17 protein-coding genes and 1 pseudogene are annotated in these 15,301 nt (G+C 63.1%); 8 read left to right on the forward strand and 10 right to left on the reverse strand.

Features of this window, described 5'->3' with window-relative positions:
* Positions 1–3 precede the first annotated feature (3 nt).
* Genes BMX04_RS16045 through BMX04_RS16060 form a run of 4 tightly spaced genes read right to left on the reverse strand, consistent with a single transcriptional unit; the run spans position 4 to position 3,100 of the window.
* The gene (locus BMX04_RS16045) at positions 4–489 is read right to left on the reverse strand and encodes a flavodoxin family protein (RefSeq protein WP_074787903.1); all 486 of its coding nucleotides are present in this window, start codon (positions 487–489) and stop codon (positions 4–6) included.
* 54 nt (positions 490–543) lie between these two features.
* Positions 544–1,212 (reverse strand): NnrU family protein, encoded by a 669-nt coding sequence (locus BMX04_RS16050; protein WP_175477389.1) that lies wholly within the window; start codon positions 1,210–1,212, stop codon positions 544–546.
* Between the two features lie 2 nt (positions 1,213–1,214).
* Positions 1,215–2,423 carry an NnrS family protein gene (locus tag BMX04_RS16055; RefSeq protein ID WP_074787904.1) on the reverse strand — a complete coding sequence of 403 codons (1,209 nt, stop codon included), beginning with the start codon at positions 2,421–2,423 and terminating at the stop codon, positions 1,215–1,217.
* Positions 2,420–3,100 carry a 5-formyltetrahydrofolate cyclo-ligase gene (locus BMX04_RS16060; protein WP_074787905.1) on the reverse strand — a complete coding sequence of 227 codons (681 nt, stop codon included), beginning with the start codon at positions 3,098–3,100 and terminating at the stop codon, positions 2,420–2,422. Before BMX04_RS16060 ends, BMX04_RS16055 begins: the two co-directional genes overlap by 4 nt.
* A gap of 127 nt (positions 3,101–3,227) precedes the next feature.
* Here BMX04_RS16060 and BMX04_RS16065 point away from each other — a divergent pair, with 127 nt between their 5' ends.
* Complete coding sequence (locus BMX04_RS16065; protein ID WP_074787906.1) at positions 3,228–3,641, forward strand: RrF2 family transcriptional regulator; 414 nt, start codon at positions 3,228–3,230, stop codon at positions 3,639–3,641.
* 15 nt (positions 3,642–3,656) lie between these two features.
* Here the strand turns inward: BMX04_RS16065 and BMX04_RS16070 are convergent, their stop codons facing one another.
* Positions 3,657–6,020 (reverse strand): 1-deoxy-D-xylulose-5-phosphate synthase N-terminal domain-containing protein, encoded by a 2,364-nt coding sequence (locus BMX04_RS16070; protein WP_074787907.1) that lies wholly within the window; start codon positions 6,018–6,020, stop codon positions 3,657–3,659.
* A 110-nt stretch (positions 6,021–6,130) separates the two neighbouring features.
* Here BMX04_RS16070 and BMX04_RS16075 point away from each other — a divergent pair, with 110 nt between their 5' ends.
* The 6 genes from BMX04_RS16075 (at position 6,131) to BMX04_RS16100 (ending at position 12,073) form a co-directional block, all read left to right on the forward strand.
* Positions 6,131–6,601: an Lrp/AsnC family transcriptional regulator gene (locus BMX04_RS16075; protein WP_074787917.1), complete on the forward strand. Its 471-nt coding sequence runs from the start codon at positions 6,131–6,133 to the stop codon at positions 6,599–6,601.
* Between the two features lie 139 nt (positions 6,602–6,740).
* Positions 6,741–8,456 carry a PHA/PHB synthase family protein gene (locus BMX04_RS16080; RefSeq protein WP_074787908.1) on the forward strand — a complete coding sequence of 572 codons (1,716 nt, stop codon included), beginning with the start codon at positions 6,741–6,743 and terminating at the stop codon, positions 8,454–8,456.
* A gap of 12 nt (positions 8,457–8,468) precedes the next feature.
* Entirely contained in the window at positions 8,469–9,227 is a 759-nt protein-coding gene (gene fabI / locus BMX04_RS16085; protein ID WP_074787918.1) for an enoyl-ACP reductase FabI, read from the forward strand.
* Positions 9,214–10,632, forward strand: coding sequence for a bifunctional enoyl-CoA hydratase/phosphate acetyltransferase (locus BMX04_RS16090; RefSeq protein ID WP_074787909.1), 1,419 nt, complete (start codon positions 9,214–9,216; stop codon positions 10,630–10,632). The genes fabI and BMX04_RS16090 overlap by 14 nt, the downstream gene beginning before the upstream one ends.
* On the forward strand, positions 10,632–11,807 hold the full coding sequence (locus tag BMX04_RS16095; RefSeq protein ID WP_074787910.1) for an acetate/propionate family kinase: 1,176 nt from the start codon (positions 10,632–10,634) through the stop codon (positions 11,805–11,807). The genes BMX04_RS16090 and BMX04_RS16095 overlap by 1 nt, the downstream gene beginning before the upstream one ends.
* Positions 11,804–12,073 carry a hypothetical protein gene (locus tag BMX04_RS16100; protein WP_139194585.1) on the forward strand — a complete coding sequence of 90 codons (270 nt, stop codon included), beginning with the start codon at positions 11,804–11,806 and terminating at the stop codon, positions 12,071–12,073. The genes BMX04_RS16095 and BMX04_RS16100 overlap by 4 nt, the downstream gene beginning before the upstream one ends.
* Before the next feature lie 170 nt (positions 12,074–12,243).
* Here BMX04_RS16100 and BMX04_RS16105 read toward each other — a convergent pair whose 3' ends face one another.
* The 3 genes from BMX04_RS16105 to BMX04_RS19145 form a co-directional block, all read right to left on the reverse strand.
* Positions 12,244–12,465, reverse strand: coding sequence for a hypothetical protein (locus BMX04_RS16105; protein WP_074787912.1), 222 nt, complete (start codon positions 12,463–12,465; stop codon positions 12,244–12,246).
* 269 nt (positions 12,466–12,734) lie between these two features.
* Positions 12,735–12,863, reverse strand: coding sequence for a VPLPA-CTERM sorting domain-containing protein (locus BMX04_RS19865; protein WP_083398214.1), 129 nt, complete (start codon positions 12,861–12,863; stop codon positions 12,735–12,737).
* 30 nt (positions 12,864–12,893) lie between these two features.
* The gene (locus tag BMX04_RS19145) at positions 12,894–13,118 is read right to left on the reverse strand and encodes a hypothetical protein (RefSeq protein WP_139194586.1); all 225 of its coding nucleotides are present in this window, start codon (positions 13,116–13,118) and stop codon (positions 12,894–12,896) included.
* Positions 13,119–13,771: 653 nt separating this feature from the next.
* Here BMX04_RS19145 and BMX04_RS16115 point away from each other — a divergent pair.
* A complete protein-coding gene (locus tag BMX04_RS16115) occupies positions 13,772–14,254 on the forward strand; it encodes a hypothetical protein (RefSeq protein ID WP_074787913.1) in 483 nt (160 codons plus the stop codon).
* Between the two features lie 368 nt (positions 14,255–14,622).
* Here BMX04_RS16115 and BMX04_RS19500 read toward each other — a convergent pair.
* A pseudogene (locus tag BMX04_RS19500) lies at positions 14,623–14,730 on the reverse strand (IS110 family transposase); the annotation flags it as partial.
* A 269-nt stretch (positions 14,731–14,999) separates the two neighbouring features.
* A partial coding sequence (locus BMX04_RS16120) for a transposase (protein ID WP_175477393.1) occupies positions 15,000–15,301 on the reverse strand: 302 nt, incomplete at its 5' end.

A 15,301-nucleotide genomic window follows, 5' to 3' on the forward strand; every position in this document is an offset into this window, starting at 1 on the left:
CTCTCAGAACATGCCCATCTCAAGACCGGCGGCGAGCGCCTGACCGATGTCGCGGCACTGCGCCAGATCCGCCTCGGGGATCGTCTTTGGGGCAAGGATCGCCTCGGGGCTCTGGGCATGGGTGCAGATGATCAGCGGGTCCTGAACTGCGCGCAACCGCCAGCCTTGGGCGATGCGGGCGGTCTGGCGGGCGGCGTTTTCGCCATCCGACCCGGCGCAGACCATCTGCGCATAGGCGCGCCCCTCGATGCGGCCCAGCACCGGATAATAGCACCTGTCGAAGAAATCCTTCATCACGCCAGACAGCGCGGCGAGGTTTTCCGGGGCGCAGAAGAGATAGCCATCCGCCGCCAGCAGATCCTCCGGCCCGGCCTGATCGGCGGGCAGGAGCGAGGTCTCGGCCTCGGCCTTGGCGGTGTGATACGCGGCCTCTGCCATCTGCTGGCTGCCGCCGGTGCGCGAGTGATAGACGATGAGCAGCTTTGCCATAATCGCAAGGTAACGGCGATGCAGGCGCTTGACCACAGGCCTCGGCGTGCTGGGTTACGGCAGCGGGCTGACCCCGAAAAGATGCGGGTGGAGCCAGATCAACGTGGCATAGAGCAGGAGCCCCAGCACGGCGCGGATTGCAGTCGCCAGCCATGATGCGGGGCGCGGTGGCGCGGCCTGCATTGCCGCGATCAGCCGGTCCCAATCTGCGCCCATGTCACGGCGCTTGCGCCGGTCGATGATCCGGCCCCCGAGCGTGGCGAAGGTGGCGAAGGTGCCGAAGAGAAGCGCATGGGCAAGATCGCCATTGGGTACGAGATGCGCCCCGGCCCAGAGCGCGAGTGCCACGAGCAGGGGGTGGCGTGTCAGCCGAACGATGCCGGGCCGGGCCGGATCGAAGCGCGCATTGCCCGCGCCGCCGAAGGAGAACGGGTTTGGCCGTGCGAGTGCCGTGGCCAGCAAAAGACAGACCGGCAGCATGAGCGCCAGCGTCACGTGGTTCTGCCAGGGGAACCATCCCCAGAGCGGCACAAACGGCGCACGGCCCGCCGCGCCAATGAGCCAGACCAGAACGGCGAGCGACAGGAATGAATAGAATAGCGTGAACCCGACCCGCCCCAGCCGCGCCTGCAACCACGGCTTCAGCGGCGGGCGCACCGGCAGCGAATGCGACAGGAAGAACACGAGGAACGCCGCCGCGAATTCAAGCCAGCCCGTCAACATGGTCAGCCTGCCTTGGCCGCTGGGGCGCGCAGCAGGGCCGGGCCATAGAGCAGCGCAAAGCCACCAAAGGCCGCGATCCATGCCAGCCCCGAGGCGGCGTAGAGCAACGGGGCCGAGGCAGGCCAGAGCCCGGCGGCGAGCCGCAGCAGAACCGATGCAACGAGGGCGATATAGAGCGCGACCGTGCCCGGCCCGGCGGTCAGGGGCTGTCCGGTATGGCCCAGCGTTGCGCGGGTCATCACCGCCAGCGTCATCAGGCCAAGCGCGCCTGCCATCCAGAGATGCTGCGCCGCCGTACCGCCCAGAGTGCCGGGCCAGATCGCCTCGACCCCCAGCGCGAGCGCGCCGAAAGGCAGGAAGGCATAGGCGACATGCAGCACGAGCACGAGCGGTTCGCGCGCGGTGCGGTCGCCCGCCCAGCGCGCCAGCCGCCAGAGTTGCAGCGCCCCGGCGGCCAGCAGGGCCATGCCGGTCGGCAGACCAAGCGGCAGTGCGACCCAAAGCAGAAGGGCGGCCAGCAGGGCCAGAAGGGCGAGTTTGTCAAACCGTTGCATCGGTGGCGCAGGCAGCCGCCCTGCGCCGCGTTTGACCAGCCAGTTGCGGGTAAAGGAGGGCACGATCCGCCCGCCGATCACCGCGATCATCAGGATCGCGGCCCCAAGGCCCAGCCGCAGCCCGTAGCCTTGTGCCGCGTAAGTGCCCTGCGCGGCCTCCCAGTGGAAGAGTGCGTTGCCCGTGGTAAAGCCCGCGAGCATCATCAGCACCAGCAGGTTGCGCCAGTTCTTGCCTGCCACGATCTCGCGCAGGATGGCGAGGCCCAGAACGACGGGAAAGGCCAGATCAATCCCGGCCACGAGCGCCGGGGGCACCTCGGCCGAGAGAGCGACCGCCAGTCGCCCGCCGCCCCAGAGCAGGGCCAGCGCCCCGAGGCGCCAGCCTACGATTGGCAGACGGCCGGTCCAGTTCGGCACCGCGGTCAGGAGAAATCCGGCGATTACCGCGCCGAGATAGCCGAACAGGAATTCATGGGCGTGCCAGCTGACCGGATCGAACGCCGTGGGCAGCACCAGATGCCCCGACAGCATCGGCACCCAGAGGGCCATGGCCAGCGCCGCCCAGACCGCCGCTCCGAAGAAGAACGGACGGAACCCATAGGTAAGGATGGCCGGACCGGTCCAGGCCCGCATCTGCGAGGAGGTTGTTGCGGTCATTGCGGCGCTGTCCTTTCTGTTGCAATACCGGCTTCGGTCAGGATGAGATCGAGCGGGATGTCATGGGGTTGCGGATGGATCGTGGTCAGCCGTGCCGCCTGATACCCGATGCCGATGGTGAACGGACGCGGCGACACTGCGGCCAGCGTCCGGTCGAAATAGCCGCCGCCATATCCGAGGCGATAGCCATCGTCATCCCAACCGACCAGCGGGGCGAGCGTGATCGCGGGCGTCAGCCGGTCGGCCTCGGGGGGCGGCACCGGGATATTCCAGTCGCCGCGCTGCATGCGTGTCTGGGGTGTCCAGTGACGAAAGACCAGTGGCGCGGCCTTTTGCTCGACCAGCGGCAGCGCAATCACCGCGCCCTCCTCGTGCAGGGCGGCCATCAGCGGGCGCAGGTCCGGCTCTGCCTTGATGGGCCAGTAGAACGAGATGATGCGGCCGCGAACGCTGCCGAAACGCTGGGTCAGCAGGGTGCGCAGATGTGTTTGCAGCGCGTGGGATATGGTATCCCGCTCGGCCACGCGCAGGGTGTCGCGGGCCGTGCGCAGCTGCCCCCGCGTGTCACGCCGCCAGCGGGCCACATCCTTCGGCGCATCCGCATTCGGGTCGGAATAGGCGGGGTCCATCTCGGCGGCGAGGCAGGGGGGCGAGACATATGTCCGATGCGTGCTCATGCGCTGGGCCACGTAGGGGTTGGGGTGCGGGTCGTCATGGCGGCGAGGCCTTTTGCATGAATAAGTATTTCAAATACCGATTATACTGCTATACTAGGATTTGCAAACACAATCAGGGAACGCGACCTTGCGCCTCACCTCTTTCACCGATTACGGGCTGCGTGTGCTGATGCGCCTTGCGGGCGCGCCGGAGCGCGCCTTTTCCACCACCGATCTTGCGGCGGAATTCGGGGTGTCGCGGCATCATCTGGCCAAGGTCGTCTCGGTGCTGGCCGCCGCTGGACTGCTGGAGACCCGGCGTGGTGGCGGCGGTGGCGCCATGCTGGCACGGCCCCCCGAGACGATCCGTATCGGCGATGTCGTGGCCCTGCTTGAAGCGGATCAGGCCGTTGTCGAGTGTTTCGCGCCGGGTGGGCACGCCTGCACCCTGATGCCGGGTTGTCGGCTCAAATCCCGGCTGGCCCATGCCGAGGCCGCGTTCATCGCCGATCTCAACCGGAGCACGTTGGCCGATTGCACCTATCGTCCCGACACCGTCTGAGGCACGGCGTGCCGGTCACGCCATGATCCGTCGCCCGGGCGTGAGCGCGGCGACCCGGTCGGCGATGGCGCGCGCGTCGATCCCGTAATGGCGATAAAGATCCCCGATGGTGCCGGTCTGGCCGAAATGCTCTACCCCGAGTGGGACGGTCCGATGTCCCGCGACCGAGCCGAGCCAGCCGAGCGTGGCCGGATGCCCGTCGATCACGGTGACAAGGGTGCAATGCAGCGGCAGCGTGGCAAATAGCTGCTCGACATGGCTCTGGGCCTTGGCGTTGCCGCGCGTGCGCTGGCGCTGTGCGGCGGTCCACCCGGCGTTGAGCCGGTCGGCGGAGGTGACGGCGAGCACGGCCACGTCTCGGCGATGCCCGGCGATCATCCCGGCGGCGGCGATCGCCTCATCCGCGACGGCCCCCTGATAGGCGATCACCACCTCGCAGCCCGGCCCCGGTGGGCGCAGCCAATAAGCCCCGTCGATGGCGCCCTGACGAAACGCGTCATCGGCGCGCTTGCCGGGTTGTTCCAGCGGCTTGGTGGTCAGCCGCAGATAGACCGACCCGCCGGTTTCATCGCGCAGCCATGTGCGCTCGTCCGGGTCGCTCTCGCCCTCGCGTTGCATGTAGTCGAAGGCCCATGCCATGATCACCGCCAATTCGTCGGCAAAGGCGGGCTCGAACGCGGCAAGCCCGTCCTGGCTCATCCCGATGAGGGGGGTGGCCAGGGATTGATGCGCGCCGCCCTCTGGCGCGAGGGTCACGCCGGAGGGCGTCCCCACCAGCAGGAAGCGTGCATTCTGATAACAGGCGTAGTTGAGCGCATCGAGGCCACGGCTGACGAAGGGATCGTAGAGGGTGCCGATGGGGATGAGCCGCTTGCCCCAGAGACTGTGCGCCAGACCTGCCGCCCCAAGAAGCAGCATCAGGTTCATCTCGGCGATGCCCAGTTCGATATGCTGGCCCTCGGGCGAGAAATTCCATTTCGCGGTCGAGGGAATGCGATGCTCGATGAACGCGTCCTTCTGCTCGGTCCGCGAGAAGAGATTGCGCCGGTTCACCCATGGCCCGAGGCCGGTGGTGCCGGTGACATCCGGTGAAGTGGTGAGGATGCGGGTGGCAAGATCGCTGTCGCCGCGTGCCAGATCGTCGAGGATCTTGCCGAATGCCATCTGGGTCGAGATGTCCCGGCTGCTGTCGAGCGCGATGGCGGGCACGGTCAGGCGCGCATCGGCATGGCGGCGCGGCCCCTGGGCAAAGAACGGCACCTGCGCGAGGAATGTCTTGAAGCCGTCCACGTCCTCGATGGTCGCCAGCGGCTCCCATTCCTGCCCCTCGGGCACGCTCATATGGGCCTGCCAGTCGGCCATCTGGGCCTTGGTCATCAGTCCGCCGTGATTGTCCTTGTGCCCGGCAATTGGGGTGCCCCAGCCCTTGATCGTGTAGGCGAGAAAGCAGGTCGGGCGGTCGTGGTCGATGGCGGCAAAGGTCTCGGCCATGGTTTCCACGCAGTTGCCGCCGAGATTCTCCATGAGGTCGGCCAGTTCGCGGTCGCTGCGCCGCTCGATCAGCGCGGTCACGTCGCCCTGATCGCCCAGATCATTCATCAGCCGTTCGCGCCAGACCGCGCCGCCCATATAGGTGAGCGCGGAATATTCGGCATTGGGGCAGGCGTCGATCCATGCGCGCAGCGCCTCGCCGCCCGGCTCTGCAAAGGCGGTGCGTTGCAGAGTGCCGTATTTCACCCGCACCACATCCCATCCGAAGGCGTCGAAGATCTTTTCGATCCGTCCGAACAGCCCCTCGCGCACGATCCCGTCGAGCGATTGGCGATTGTAGTCGATGATCCACCAGGTGTTGCGCAGGTTGTTCTTCCAGCCTTCCTGCAACACCTCGTAGACATTGCCCTCGTCCATCTCGGCATCGCCGACGAGGGCCACCATGCGACCGGCAGGGGCATCGGTGCCCCAGTCCTTGGCCGTGATGTAATCCTGCACCATTGCGGCAAGCGCGGTGATCCCCACGCCAAGGCCCACCGACCCGGTGGAGAAATCCACGTCATCCACATCCTTGGTCCGGCTGGGATAGCTTTGCACCCCGCCATAGCCGCGAAAGTTCTCCATCTTGTCGCGGGTCTGGTTGCCCATCAAATATTGCATGGCGTGAAAGATCGGCGAGGCATGCGGCTTGACCGCGACGCGGTCTTCGGGGCGCAGGGCCGAGAAATAGAGCGCCGTCATGATCGACACCATCGAGGCGGAACTGGCTTGATGCCCGCCCACCTTGATCCCGTCCACCTTGGGGCGGATGTGGTTGGCGTGGTGGATCATCCAGTGCGAGAGCCAGAGCAGGCGTTGTTCGACGGTCTTGAGATGGGTGGTTGTCATGCAGGTCCTCCGGTTGGGTCTGTCCTACATGAAAGTCGGGACGGGTAATCCGCGAATGCGTTGTCAAAACGCACTTGTTGCGCGTTATTCCAGTGCATATTGTGATTTACATGGTGGACTCCCCTAATATAGACGAATTTGATAAACGAATCCTGCGCATCATCACGAAAAATGGGCGGATATCGGTTCAGGCACTTGGCGATGCCGTCGGGCTGAGCCCGACACCGGTCGCGCGCCGCCTGAGGCGTCTGGAAGAGCGCGAGATCGTCACCGGCTACAGCGCCATGATCGACGAGAGCGCGCTCGGCTTCGACGTGTCGGTCTTTGTCTCGGTCAAGCTCGACCGGCAGATCGACGACGCGTTGCAGGCCTTTGAGAAAGCGATCCTCGCCTTTCCCGAGGTCGTCGATTGCTGGCTGATGACCGGCAGCCGCGATTACCTGCTGCGCGTGGTCACACGGTCGATGTCCGAGTTCGAACAGTTCCTTGTCGGCAGCCTGACACGGGTCAAGGGGGTCGCCGAGATCGAAAGCTCGATCCCGTTGCGCCGGGTCAAGCAGACCGGATCACGAACGCCTTGACCGCAGAGCGGTGGATTTTTGTGCAGATGCCATGGTGCATGGCCCTGTTTCGCCGTTCCGGCCCGTTTTTCTGCGACTGCATTGTCCCTGTTACATAAAGCTGCGAGGCAAGGGCGCCGAAAGAAATGTGAGGGCCACCATGACCGCAGGGCAACCATCTCCGGATGACCATACCGATTACCATGATTTCGCCGACCGCATGTCGCGCATGATGATCGCGCAGATGACCGGTGGCATGGCACCGTCGGCGCTGTGGCAGGCGATGGCGGATTGGTCGGTGCATCTGGGCACCGCACCGGGAAAGCAGGCCAAGCTGGCGGAAAAGGCCATGCAAGCCCCCGCGATCCTGGCAAAGCGCGCGCTCAAAGCCGAGACGGCGGACTCAATGCCTCAGGATCGCCGGTTCGCCTCCGATCACTGGAACAACCCGCCGTTTTCGACGCTGCGCGACGGGTTCCTGCTGACCGAGGAGTGGTGGCAGACCGCGACCACCGATGTGCGCGGCATGACCCCCGCCAACGAGGCGGCGCTGAGTTTTGCCGTGCGGCAGGCGCTCGATACGCTTGCACCGAGCAATTTTCTCCATCTCAACCCCGAGGTGCTGGCCCGTGCGCGCGACACGCAGGGGGGCAGCGTCATGCAGGGGCTGATGAACACGGTTGCCGATGTCGCGGCTCCCAAGGAGACGCCGTCCGATCTGAGGCTGGGCAAAGAGATTGCGGCGACGCCCGGAAAGGTGGTGGCGCGCAGCCATCTGGCGGAACTGATCCAATACAGCCCGACCACCGACACGGTGCATCCCGAGCCGATCCTGATCGTGCCAGCATGGATCATGAAATACTACATTCTCGATCTCTCGGCGCATAATTCGCTGGTGCGCTGGCTGGTGGCGCAGGGGCATACGGTTTTCGTGATCTCATGGCGCAATCCCGGGGCCGAGGATCGCGATCTGGGGATGCAGGATTATCTGGATCAGGGGCCGCGCATGGCGCTTGAAGCCATTGGCGCGATCACCGGGGCGGAGCGTATACACGCTGCGGGCTATTGCCTTGGTGGCACGCTGCTGTCGATACAGGCGGCGGCGATGGCGCGTGCAGGCGACACCCGGCTGGCCTCAATGACATTGCTGGCGGCGCAGGTCGATTTCTCGGAGGCCGGAGAACTGGCACTTTTCGTGTCGGAGGCACAGGTGGCCCTGCTGGAGGATCTCATGTGGCATCAGGGCTATCTGACCGGGGATCAGATGGCAGGGGCCTTTACCATGCTGCGCTCCAACGATCTGGTGTGGTCGCGGATGATCCATGAAAAGCTGATGGGCGAGCAGACCGAGCCGAATGACATGATGACATGGAATGCCGACTCCACGCGCATGCCCTACCGGATGCATTCGGAATACCTGCGCGGGCTGTTTCTGGAAAACCGGCTGTCGCATGGCAAGTACCGGATCGACGGAAAGGCCCTGTCGCTGACCGATCTCGACCTGCCGATCTTTGCCGTGGGTACCGAGACCGATCATGTGGCGCCGTGGAAATCGGTCTACAAGATCCATCATCTGACCGATGCCGATGTCACCTTTGCCCTGACCAGCGGCGGACATAATGCCGGGATCATCTCGGAGCCGGGGCACCGCCACCGCCATTACCGCATCGCCATCCACCCGCATAGCGAGCGTTATCAGGACCCCGAGGCATGGGTTGCCGCCGTGGACCCGCAAGAGGGGTCATGGTGGGACGGCTGGGCCGAATGGCTTCGGGCGCGGTCTGGCGACCCTGTCGCGCCGCCGCCGATGGGACGGCCCAAGGCTGGGTATGAGGCGATTTGCGATGCGCCCGGCAGCTATGTGTTTCAGAGGTAAGGACAGGCCATGATGCTCAAGGACAAGGTCGGTCTCGTGGTCGGGGTCGCCAATGATCACTCCATCGCGGCGGGCTGTGCCACGGCCTTCGCGCGCGAGGGCGCGCGGCTGGCGCTGACCTATATGAACGACCGCGCGCTGCCGCATGTGGAGCCGGTGGCAAAGGCGGTCGGGGCCGAGGCGCTCATGCCGCTCGATCTCACACAGCCCGCGCAGCTTGATGCGGTGTTCGATCAGATCACCGCGCTTTGGGGGCGGCTTGATTTCCTGCTGCATTCCGTGGCCTTCTGCCCGAAGGATGATTTGCACGGGCGGGTGGTGGATTGCTCGGCGGCAGGCTTCGGGCAGGCGATGGACATTTCGTGCCACTCTTTCCTGCGTCTGGTGCGAAAGGCCGAGCCTTTGATGCGGGGCGGTGGTAGCCTGCTCACCGTCAGTTACTACGGGGCCGAGAAAGTGGTCGATCATTACAACATCATGGGGCCGGTCAAGGCCGCGCTGGAGGCCGTGACCTGCAATGTCGCGGCGGAACTGGGGCCGCAGGCGATCCGGGCCAACGTGCTCTCGCCCGGGCCGATTGCGACCCGCGCCGCCTCGGGGATCGAGGAGTTCGATGAGCTGATGGAAGACGCCCGCAGCCGTGCCCCCGAACGGCGGCTGGTCACGATAGACGAGGTTGGCGCGGTCGCGGCTTTTCTCGCCTCGGAGGGCGCATCGGGTGTCACCGGCACCATCACCCATATCGACGGAGGACGCCATGTCCGGATGTGACACCACGCCCGAGATGATCGAGAACCGCACGCTGGACGAGTTGCGCATCGGTGAGAGCGCCGAGATGGTGCGCGTCTTGGCGCAGGAGGATATTGAGCTTTTCGCGGTGATGTCGGGCGATGTGAACCCCGCGCATCTCGATGCCGCCTATGCCGATGGCACTCCGTTTCACCATGTCATCGCGCATGGCATGTGGGGCGGTGCGCTGATCTCGGCGGTGCTGGGCACGCGCCTGCCGGGGCCGGGCACGATCTATACCGATCAATCGCTGCATTTCCGGCGGCCCGTCGCCATCGGGGACAGCATCACCGTGCGGGTGAGCGTGGCGCAGATCGACCCTGGGAGTGGGCATGTGACGCTCGATTGCCAGTGCCGCAATCAGCATGGGCAGGTGGTGATCGAGGGGCAGGCCGAGGTGCTTGCGCCCCGCCAAAAGGTCAGCCGCGCGGTCACCGCCCTGCCGATGGTGCGCCTGCACAATCCCGGTGCGCGGTTCCGGGCGCTGGTGGATCGGGCACGCGCCCTGCCGCCTTTGCCCACGGCGGTGGTGCATCCCTGCGATGCGCTGAGCCTGACCGGCGCGTTGCAGGCCGAGGCGGCGGGGCTGATCGCGCCGCTCTGGGTTGGACCGAGTGCGAAGATCCTCGCCACTGCTGCGGAGGCGGGTGTCACGCTGGATGCCGAAACGATCATCGACGCGCCGCACAGCCATGCCGCCGCCCGTGCCGCCGTGGCGCTGGTGCATGAGGGCCGCGCCAAGGCGTTGATGAAGGGCAAGCTGCATACCGACGAGTTGCTGGAGGCGGTCCTGGACCATGCCCAGGGGTTGCGGACAGAGCGCCGTCTCAGCCATGTCTTTGCCCTCGACGTGCCGGATCACGAGCGCATGCTGTTCATCACCGATGCGGCGATCAATATTGCCCCCGATCTGCCCGCGCTCGCCGATATCGTGCAGAACGCACTTGATCTGGCCATCGCGCTCGGCATCGAGATGCCGCGCGCTGCGCTATTGTCGGCGGTCGAGACAGTGACGGCGAAACTGCCCTCGACCCTGCTGGCGGCGTCGATCTGCAAGATGCATGACCGGGGCCAGATCACCGGCGGGCTGGTCGATGGGCCATTGGCCTTTGACAACGCCATCTCGCCCGAGGCGGTGGCGGCCAAGGGAATCGAATCGGAGGTGGCGGGGCGCGCTGATATCCTCGTCGCGCCAAACCTCGAAAGCGGCAACATGATCGCCAAGCAGTTGATCCATCTGGCGGGGGCCGAGGCGGCGGGCGTGGCGCTTGGCGCGCGGGTGCCGATCATGCTGACCAGCCGCTCGGACAGCGCGGCGGCACGGCTCGCCTCGGCGGCACTGGCGCGGTTGCTGGCGGCCGCGGCGGAGCCGGTCGAGGCCAGCTGATGCGGCGCGCCCTGCTGATCCTCAATACTGGGTCGTCGACGATCAAGTTCGCCCTGCATGGCGAGGATGGGCAGGCCCGGATCGCGCATGGCCTGATCGACGGCGTCGGCCGCGCGCCGCGTCTCATCCTGCATCGCGCAGGAGAGGTGCAGGAGATGCATCCAGATTTTGCGGAGGATGCTGGGACAGAGGCGCTGATCGACTGGCTGCTGACGGTGCTGAGCGACGCTTTGGGGCCGATGGAAGTGGTCGCCGCCGGGCATCGCGTGGTGCATGGCGGGCGCGAGTTCGCGGCGCCGACGCAGATCACCGATGCGGTGATGGCAAAGCTGCGCAGGCTCTGCCCGCTGGCCCCGGGGCATCAGCCCTTCAATCTCGCCGGGATCGAGGCGGTGGCCCGGCACTGGCCCGGTACGAGGCAGATCGCCTGTTTCGACACCGCCTTTCACCAGAGCCACGCGCGCGTGGCGCAGCTTTATGCGCTGCCGCGCGCGCTGAGCGACGAGGGCATCCTGCGCTACGGCTTTCACGGGTTGTCCTATGCCTATATCGCCGGGCGCCTGCCCGATGTGCTGGGTGAGCGGCTGGCGCAGGGCCGGGTGATCGTGGCGCATCTGGGCAGCGGGGCGAGCCTGTGCGCGTTACAGGGCGGGAAGAGTGTCGATACCACGATGGGTTTCACCGCGCTGGACGGGCTGATGATGGGCACGCGTTGTGGTCAGATCGACCCGGGCGTTCTGCTGCACCTGATGCGGGAACGCGGCATGGACGCGGAGGGGCTGGAGCGGCTCTTGGGCCGTGAGAGCGGTCTGCTGGGGGTGTCTGGCATCAGCCCCGACATGCGCGACCTGCTGGCCAGCCCCGCGCCCGAGGCGGCGGAGGCCGTGGCGCTCTTCGTGCATATGATCCTGCGCCAGATCGGTGCGCTCACCGCCACGCTCAGCGGGCTTGATGCGCTGATCTTCACCGCCGGGATCGGTGAGCATGCGCCCGAGATCCGGGCGCGGGTGATGGACGGGCTGGGCTGGCTCGGGCTTGTGCCGGACGCGGCGGCCAATCAGGCGCAGGACATAGTGATCTCGGCCCCCGAGAGCCGTGTCGTCAACGCTGTGATACCGACCGATGAAGAGGCAGTGATTCTGCGCGCCCTGCTTGCACTCAGACCCTGCGAATGACCTCTCGGCAGGTGCTGGTTGGCCTTCACCACGAAGGCCTCGGGCGGATGGTGGCGAAATGCCGGTCAAGCTGCGGCGCGGCAGCGGGCGAGGCCAAGCGCCCCGAGCCCGGTGAGCAGCAACATAAGGCCGGCGGGCAGGGGATTGGAGCGGCGGCTTGCGTGATTGAAAAGCTGATCGGTGCTACTGGCACTTTGCCGGGTGGCTGGATCAGGCTCAGGTTGGCGAAGGTATCGGTGGTGAACGTGGGATTGTTCAGCGTGTAGATGACATGCGAGCCAAAACTTGATGCGGCCGATTTGCCGTTCACGGCGAAAAGGAAGGAGAGAACATCGCTTTCGGTCTTGGCATTCTCGAAGCGGCCGCTCAGGAACGAGGCTGGATTAGTGCTGAATAAACTGCTGCCAAAAATGAAATAATCCGCCCAAGGCCCGGATCAGCTGCCTTGCGGGTCGGTAAGGGCATAGGGTTTGGCCGGTTCGGCACTTTCCCGAGGATCTGGGCGCAGGGCGACACATACGGCCAGCGCAAAAACACTCGCCGCGCCTATGGCGGCATAGATCAAAAGTCCAATCCAGATCGAGTAGCCAAGCAGCAGAGCACTGGCACCTTCGGTACTTCCAAGCACTGTTCCGATCAGGATAAGCCCGATGATCATGTCATGCTTCTCTTATGCTCACAACCTATGATTGAAGATATGCACCTAACTCGCTCATGTAAAGGTAATCCTACTTTGAGACCAAAGCTAAGCACAATTGCGGCATAATTCTGTCAGAAAACCGTTACGAAACCCTCTGAGGGCGGCATTTCCGAGCGTCTTGAGTCTTCCGCGCAACAGCAAAGCCTACAAAACGGCAAAAGGGCCGCAGCTTCACAGCCACGGCCCTTATCATGAGATCAGGGCCTCAGCCCCGTGAAAAGCCCTGTTCAGGCCGCCTTGCGACGACAACGCGCGGCGATGCCCAGCCCACCGAAGGCGGTCAGCAGCAGCCAGCCCGCGGCGGGGAGGGGGATGGGGGCGGCTACCTCGATTTCGATCAAAGTAAACCTCTGCACCGCGAAAAACCACGAACTGACGTCAGAAAATCATACTGTCAACGAATTGCGAACAATCCTGCTGAAACACTCCGGATCGGTCACGACGCGGTCGCGTGAATCACCTTCGCATTGATCGTCCGCCGCAAAGGTCGCGCGAATGACCAGAGAGCGGCGGTGAGTCTTTTGAGCACTCAAAACGGCCGATGAAACCTGATCAATAACAGCCTGTGTCCGGAGAACGGCACGCTGCGAGGCATAAAATATCCCGGCCATGCGATGGCAGGAGGCACCTGTCTTTTATGAAAGCCTTTCAGACTGGACGGTTACGTATCTGGCGTTACGCCCCTTGATCGTAAGCACTTTGCGGTTAAAGCCGGTCCGGCTTTGGCGCCTGGAAGAAATCAACAGCAGTGTTTGGGCCTCTCAAGCCAGAAATATTAAATCCTAGAAAAATATTAAATCCCGGAAAGAGACGAGGCAGAATTCCGCGTCCTGCTCTCCTATGAGGCCAATTCGAGTATCAAGGAGGCAAAGCCATTCGCGCGAGATGGCTCCCCGTTCGCCAATGTCCGCAAGGGTGTGATCTCAGACGCAATCATGATCGCTCTTATGAAGCGACGTGGTTTGGGATTCACGGCCCCACGGGTTTAGGTCAAGCTTTAGGACATTGTGTGAAGAGGCCACCGAAACACCTGAACAAATCGCTGACACTACTTTGAGGCATACCACCCGGACGAAGGTTTCCCGCGCCTAAGGTCGTACTGATCCCCTCGAGAAAAGTAGGGTTCTAACGCTCGCTCGGATGATCACGTCACAGGCAAAAACACAAAAAATTGTAGTTCGTCTCGCTTCGCCGAGTTCCTTTAATTTCGTTTAAACCTGCAGATGATAAGTCAATGGTCATTGATAAAAAAGGAAAAATGTCAATGACAAAACAACTTCCACGTTACTGCGAAATCAATAGAAATATGAAGTTCAGAGCATCCAGCTCGCTTATTCAAGCAAGAAGGTACGAGCGTAGTCAAATAATAGTAGACACTGAACCACCGGAAAACACGCAATGGATCATGTCTCGTTTTGATCTCCCCCTGCGCCGAAGCAACGCGCAATTCCGCATCACCAAGGCAAATGGTGTGAGCGAAAACATCACGCTGAACAATCGCAAGCGGCAGATGTTGCAAGCACTTATGCGCTCTCCGGTTTACTGCGCCAGCCCTGTGCGGTTGTCAGATATCGTCTTCCGTCTTTGGAGAGAAAACGGGATCAACATAGAAACACAACTCTACCAAGACCACGATTTTGACGAAAACATCCGCTATGGCATCTACGTACTAACCGATCAGGTGCGTTACCTTGGCGAGGCTAGGTCAATGGAGCGCGACGACACCTCATTTGGGGTGGAGGCATGATCTATCCCAGCATCTCGACTACCAACCTTTACCGCCATAGTCTTTTACACGCTCAGGCTGCGCTTGTAGCAGGTTTGACTTGTCTGGAGGGTATCAGATGACAGAGCAATTTCCGTACCCCAAAAAGGTTGACTTGAACCGCGCGGTTTTGCGGGAGGCTTACTTCTTTTTAATTACGCCGCCATATCTGATCTTTCCAGAGCGGTTGAGAAGTTTGCCTCGGCCTCTGCTGTCTGGACGTTTCCGATGGGTTTCAGCAGGTGATTGTTGTTGAGGCGGTCGACCCATTTGATGAGTGCGGCGAATGCCACGACGTCGAAGTTGCGCCATGATCACAAGTGCTGGCGGCTGCTCAGAGATGAACCAGATTGCCCACGCGACAGTTTCTTGCGGAACTTCACATGGCCCGCCATCAATGCTCCGTGAACTTGGAAACCACCCTTGGCCAAGTCAATCCCGGTCATCGTATCCTTCATATCGCCTTGCTATTAATTACTTGGCTGAGAACACCAAAACTTTGGCAAATCAAGATGCCGTTTTGGGGGAGGACGGCAACCACCCCATCTCCTTGGCCAGGCCAAGGTGTCCGGTCGTAATGGGGGCCACTTAAGTATGGTGCGAGTGTCACGGCGTTGGCGGAAGCGTAGAGGAAAACAACTGAAACCATAGAACTAAAGCGCCGTACGCATGCAGCCACTGCCGCAAAGTTAGCCGAGTTATGCCCAAAAGTTGGTGACGGCTGTCATCAGGCGGCGTTTTGAAGTTGCTTGATCCCGTCTTTGAACTCAACCCCCTGAATGACTTCGGGCAGTCGGTTTGTGCCGCTGAGCTTTCGCCATTTTTTCTTGGCTGACATCATTAGCTTGAAGACCATGGACAGGGCCGTTTTGCGGCTTAGGCAGCCCTTGGTCTTGCGGGTTCGGTTGCGCACGGTAGCGAAGACGCTTTCGATGGGGTTTGTCGTGCGGATGTGCTTCCAGTGCTCGGCAGGGAAGTCGTAGAATGTCAGCAGCACGTTGCGATCCTTGGTCAGCTTTTTGACCGCAC

The organism is Roseovarius tolerans, assembly GCF_900109855.1.
GTDB lineage: Bacteria > Pseudomonadota > Alphaproteobacteria > Rhodobacterales > Rhodobacteraceae > Roseovarius > Roseovarius tolerans.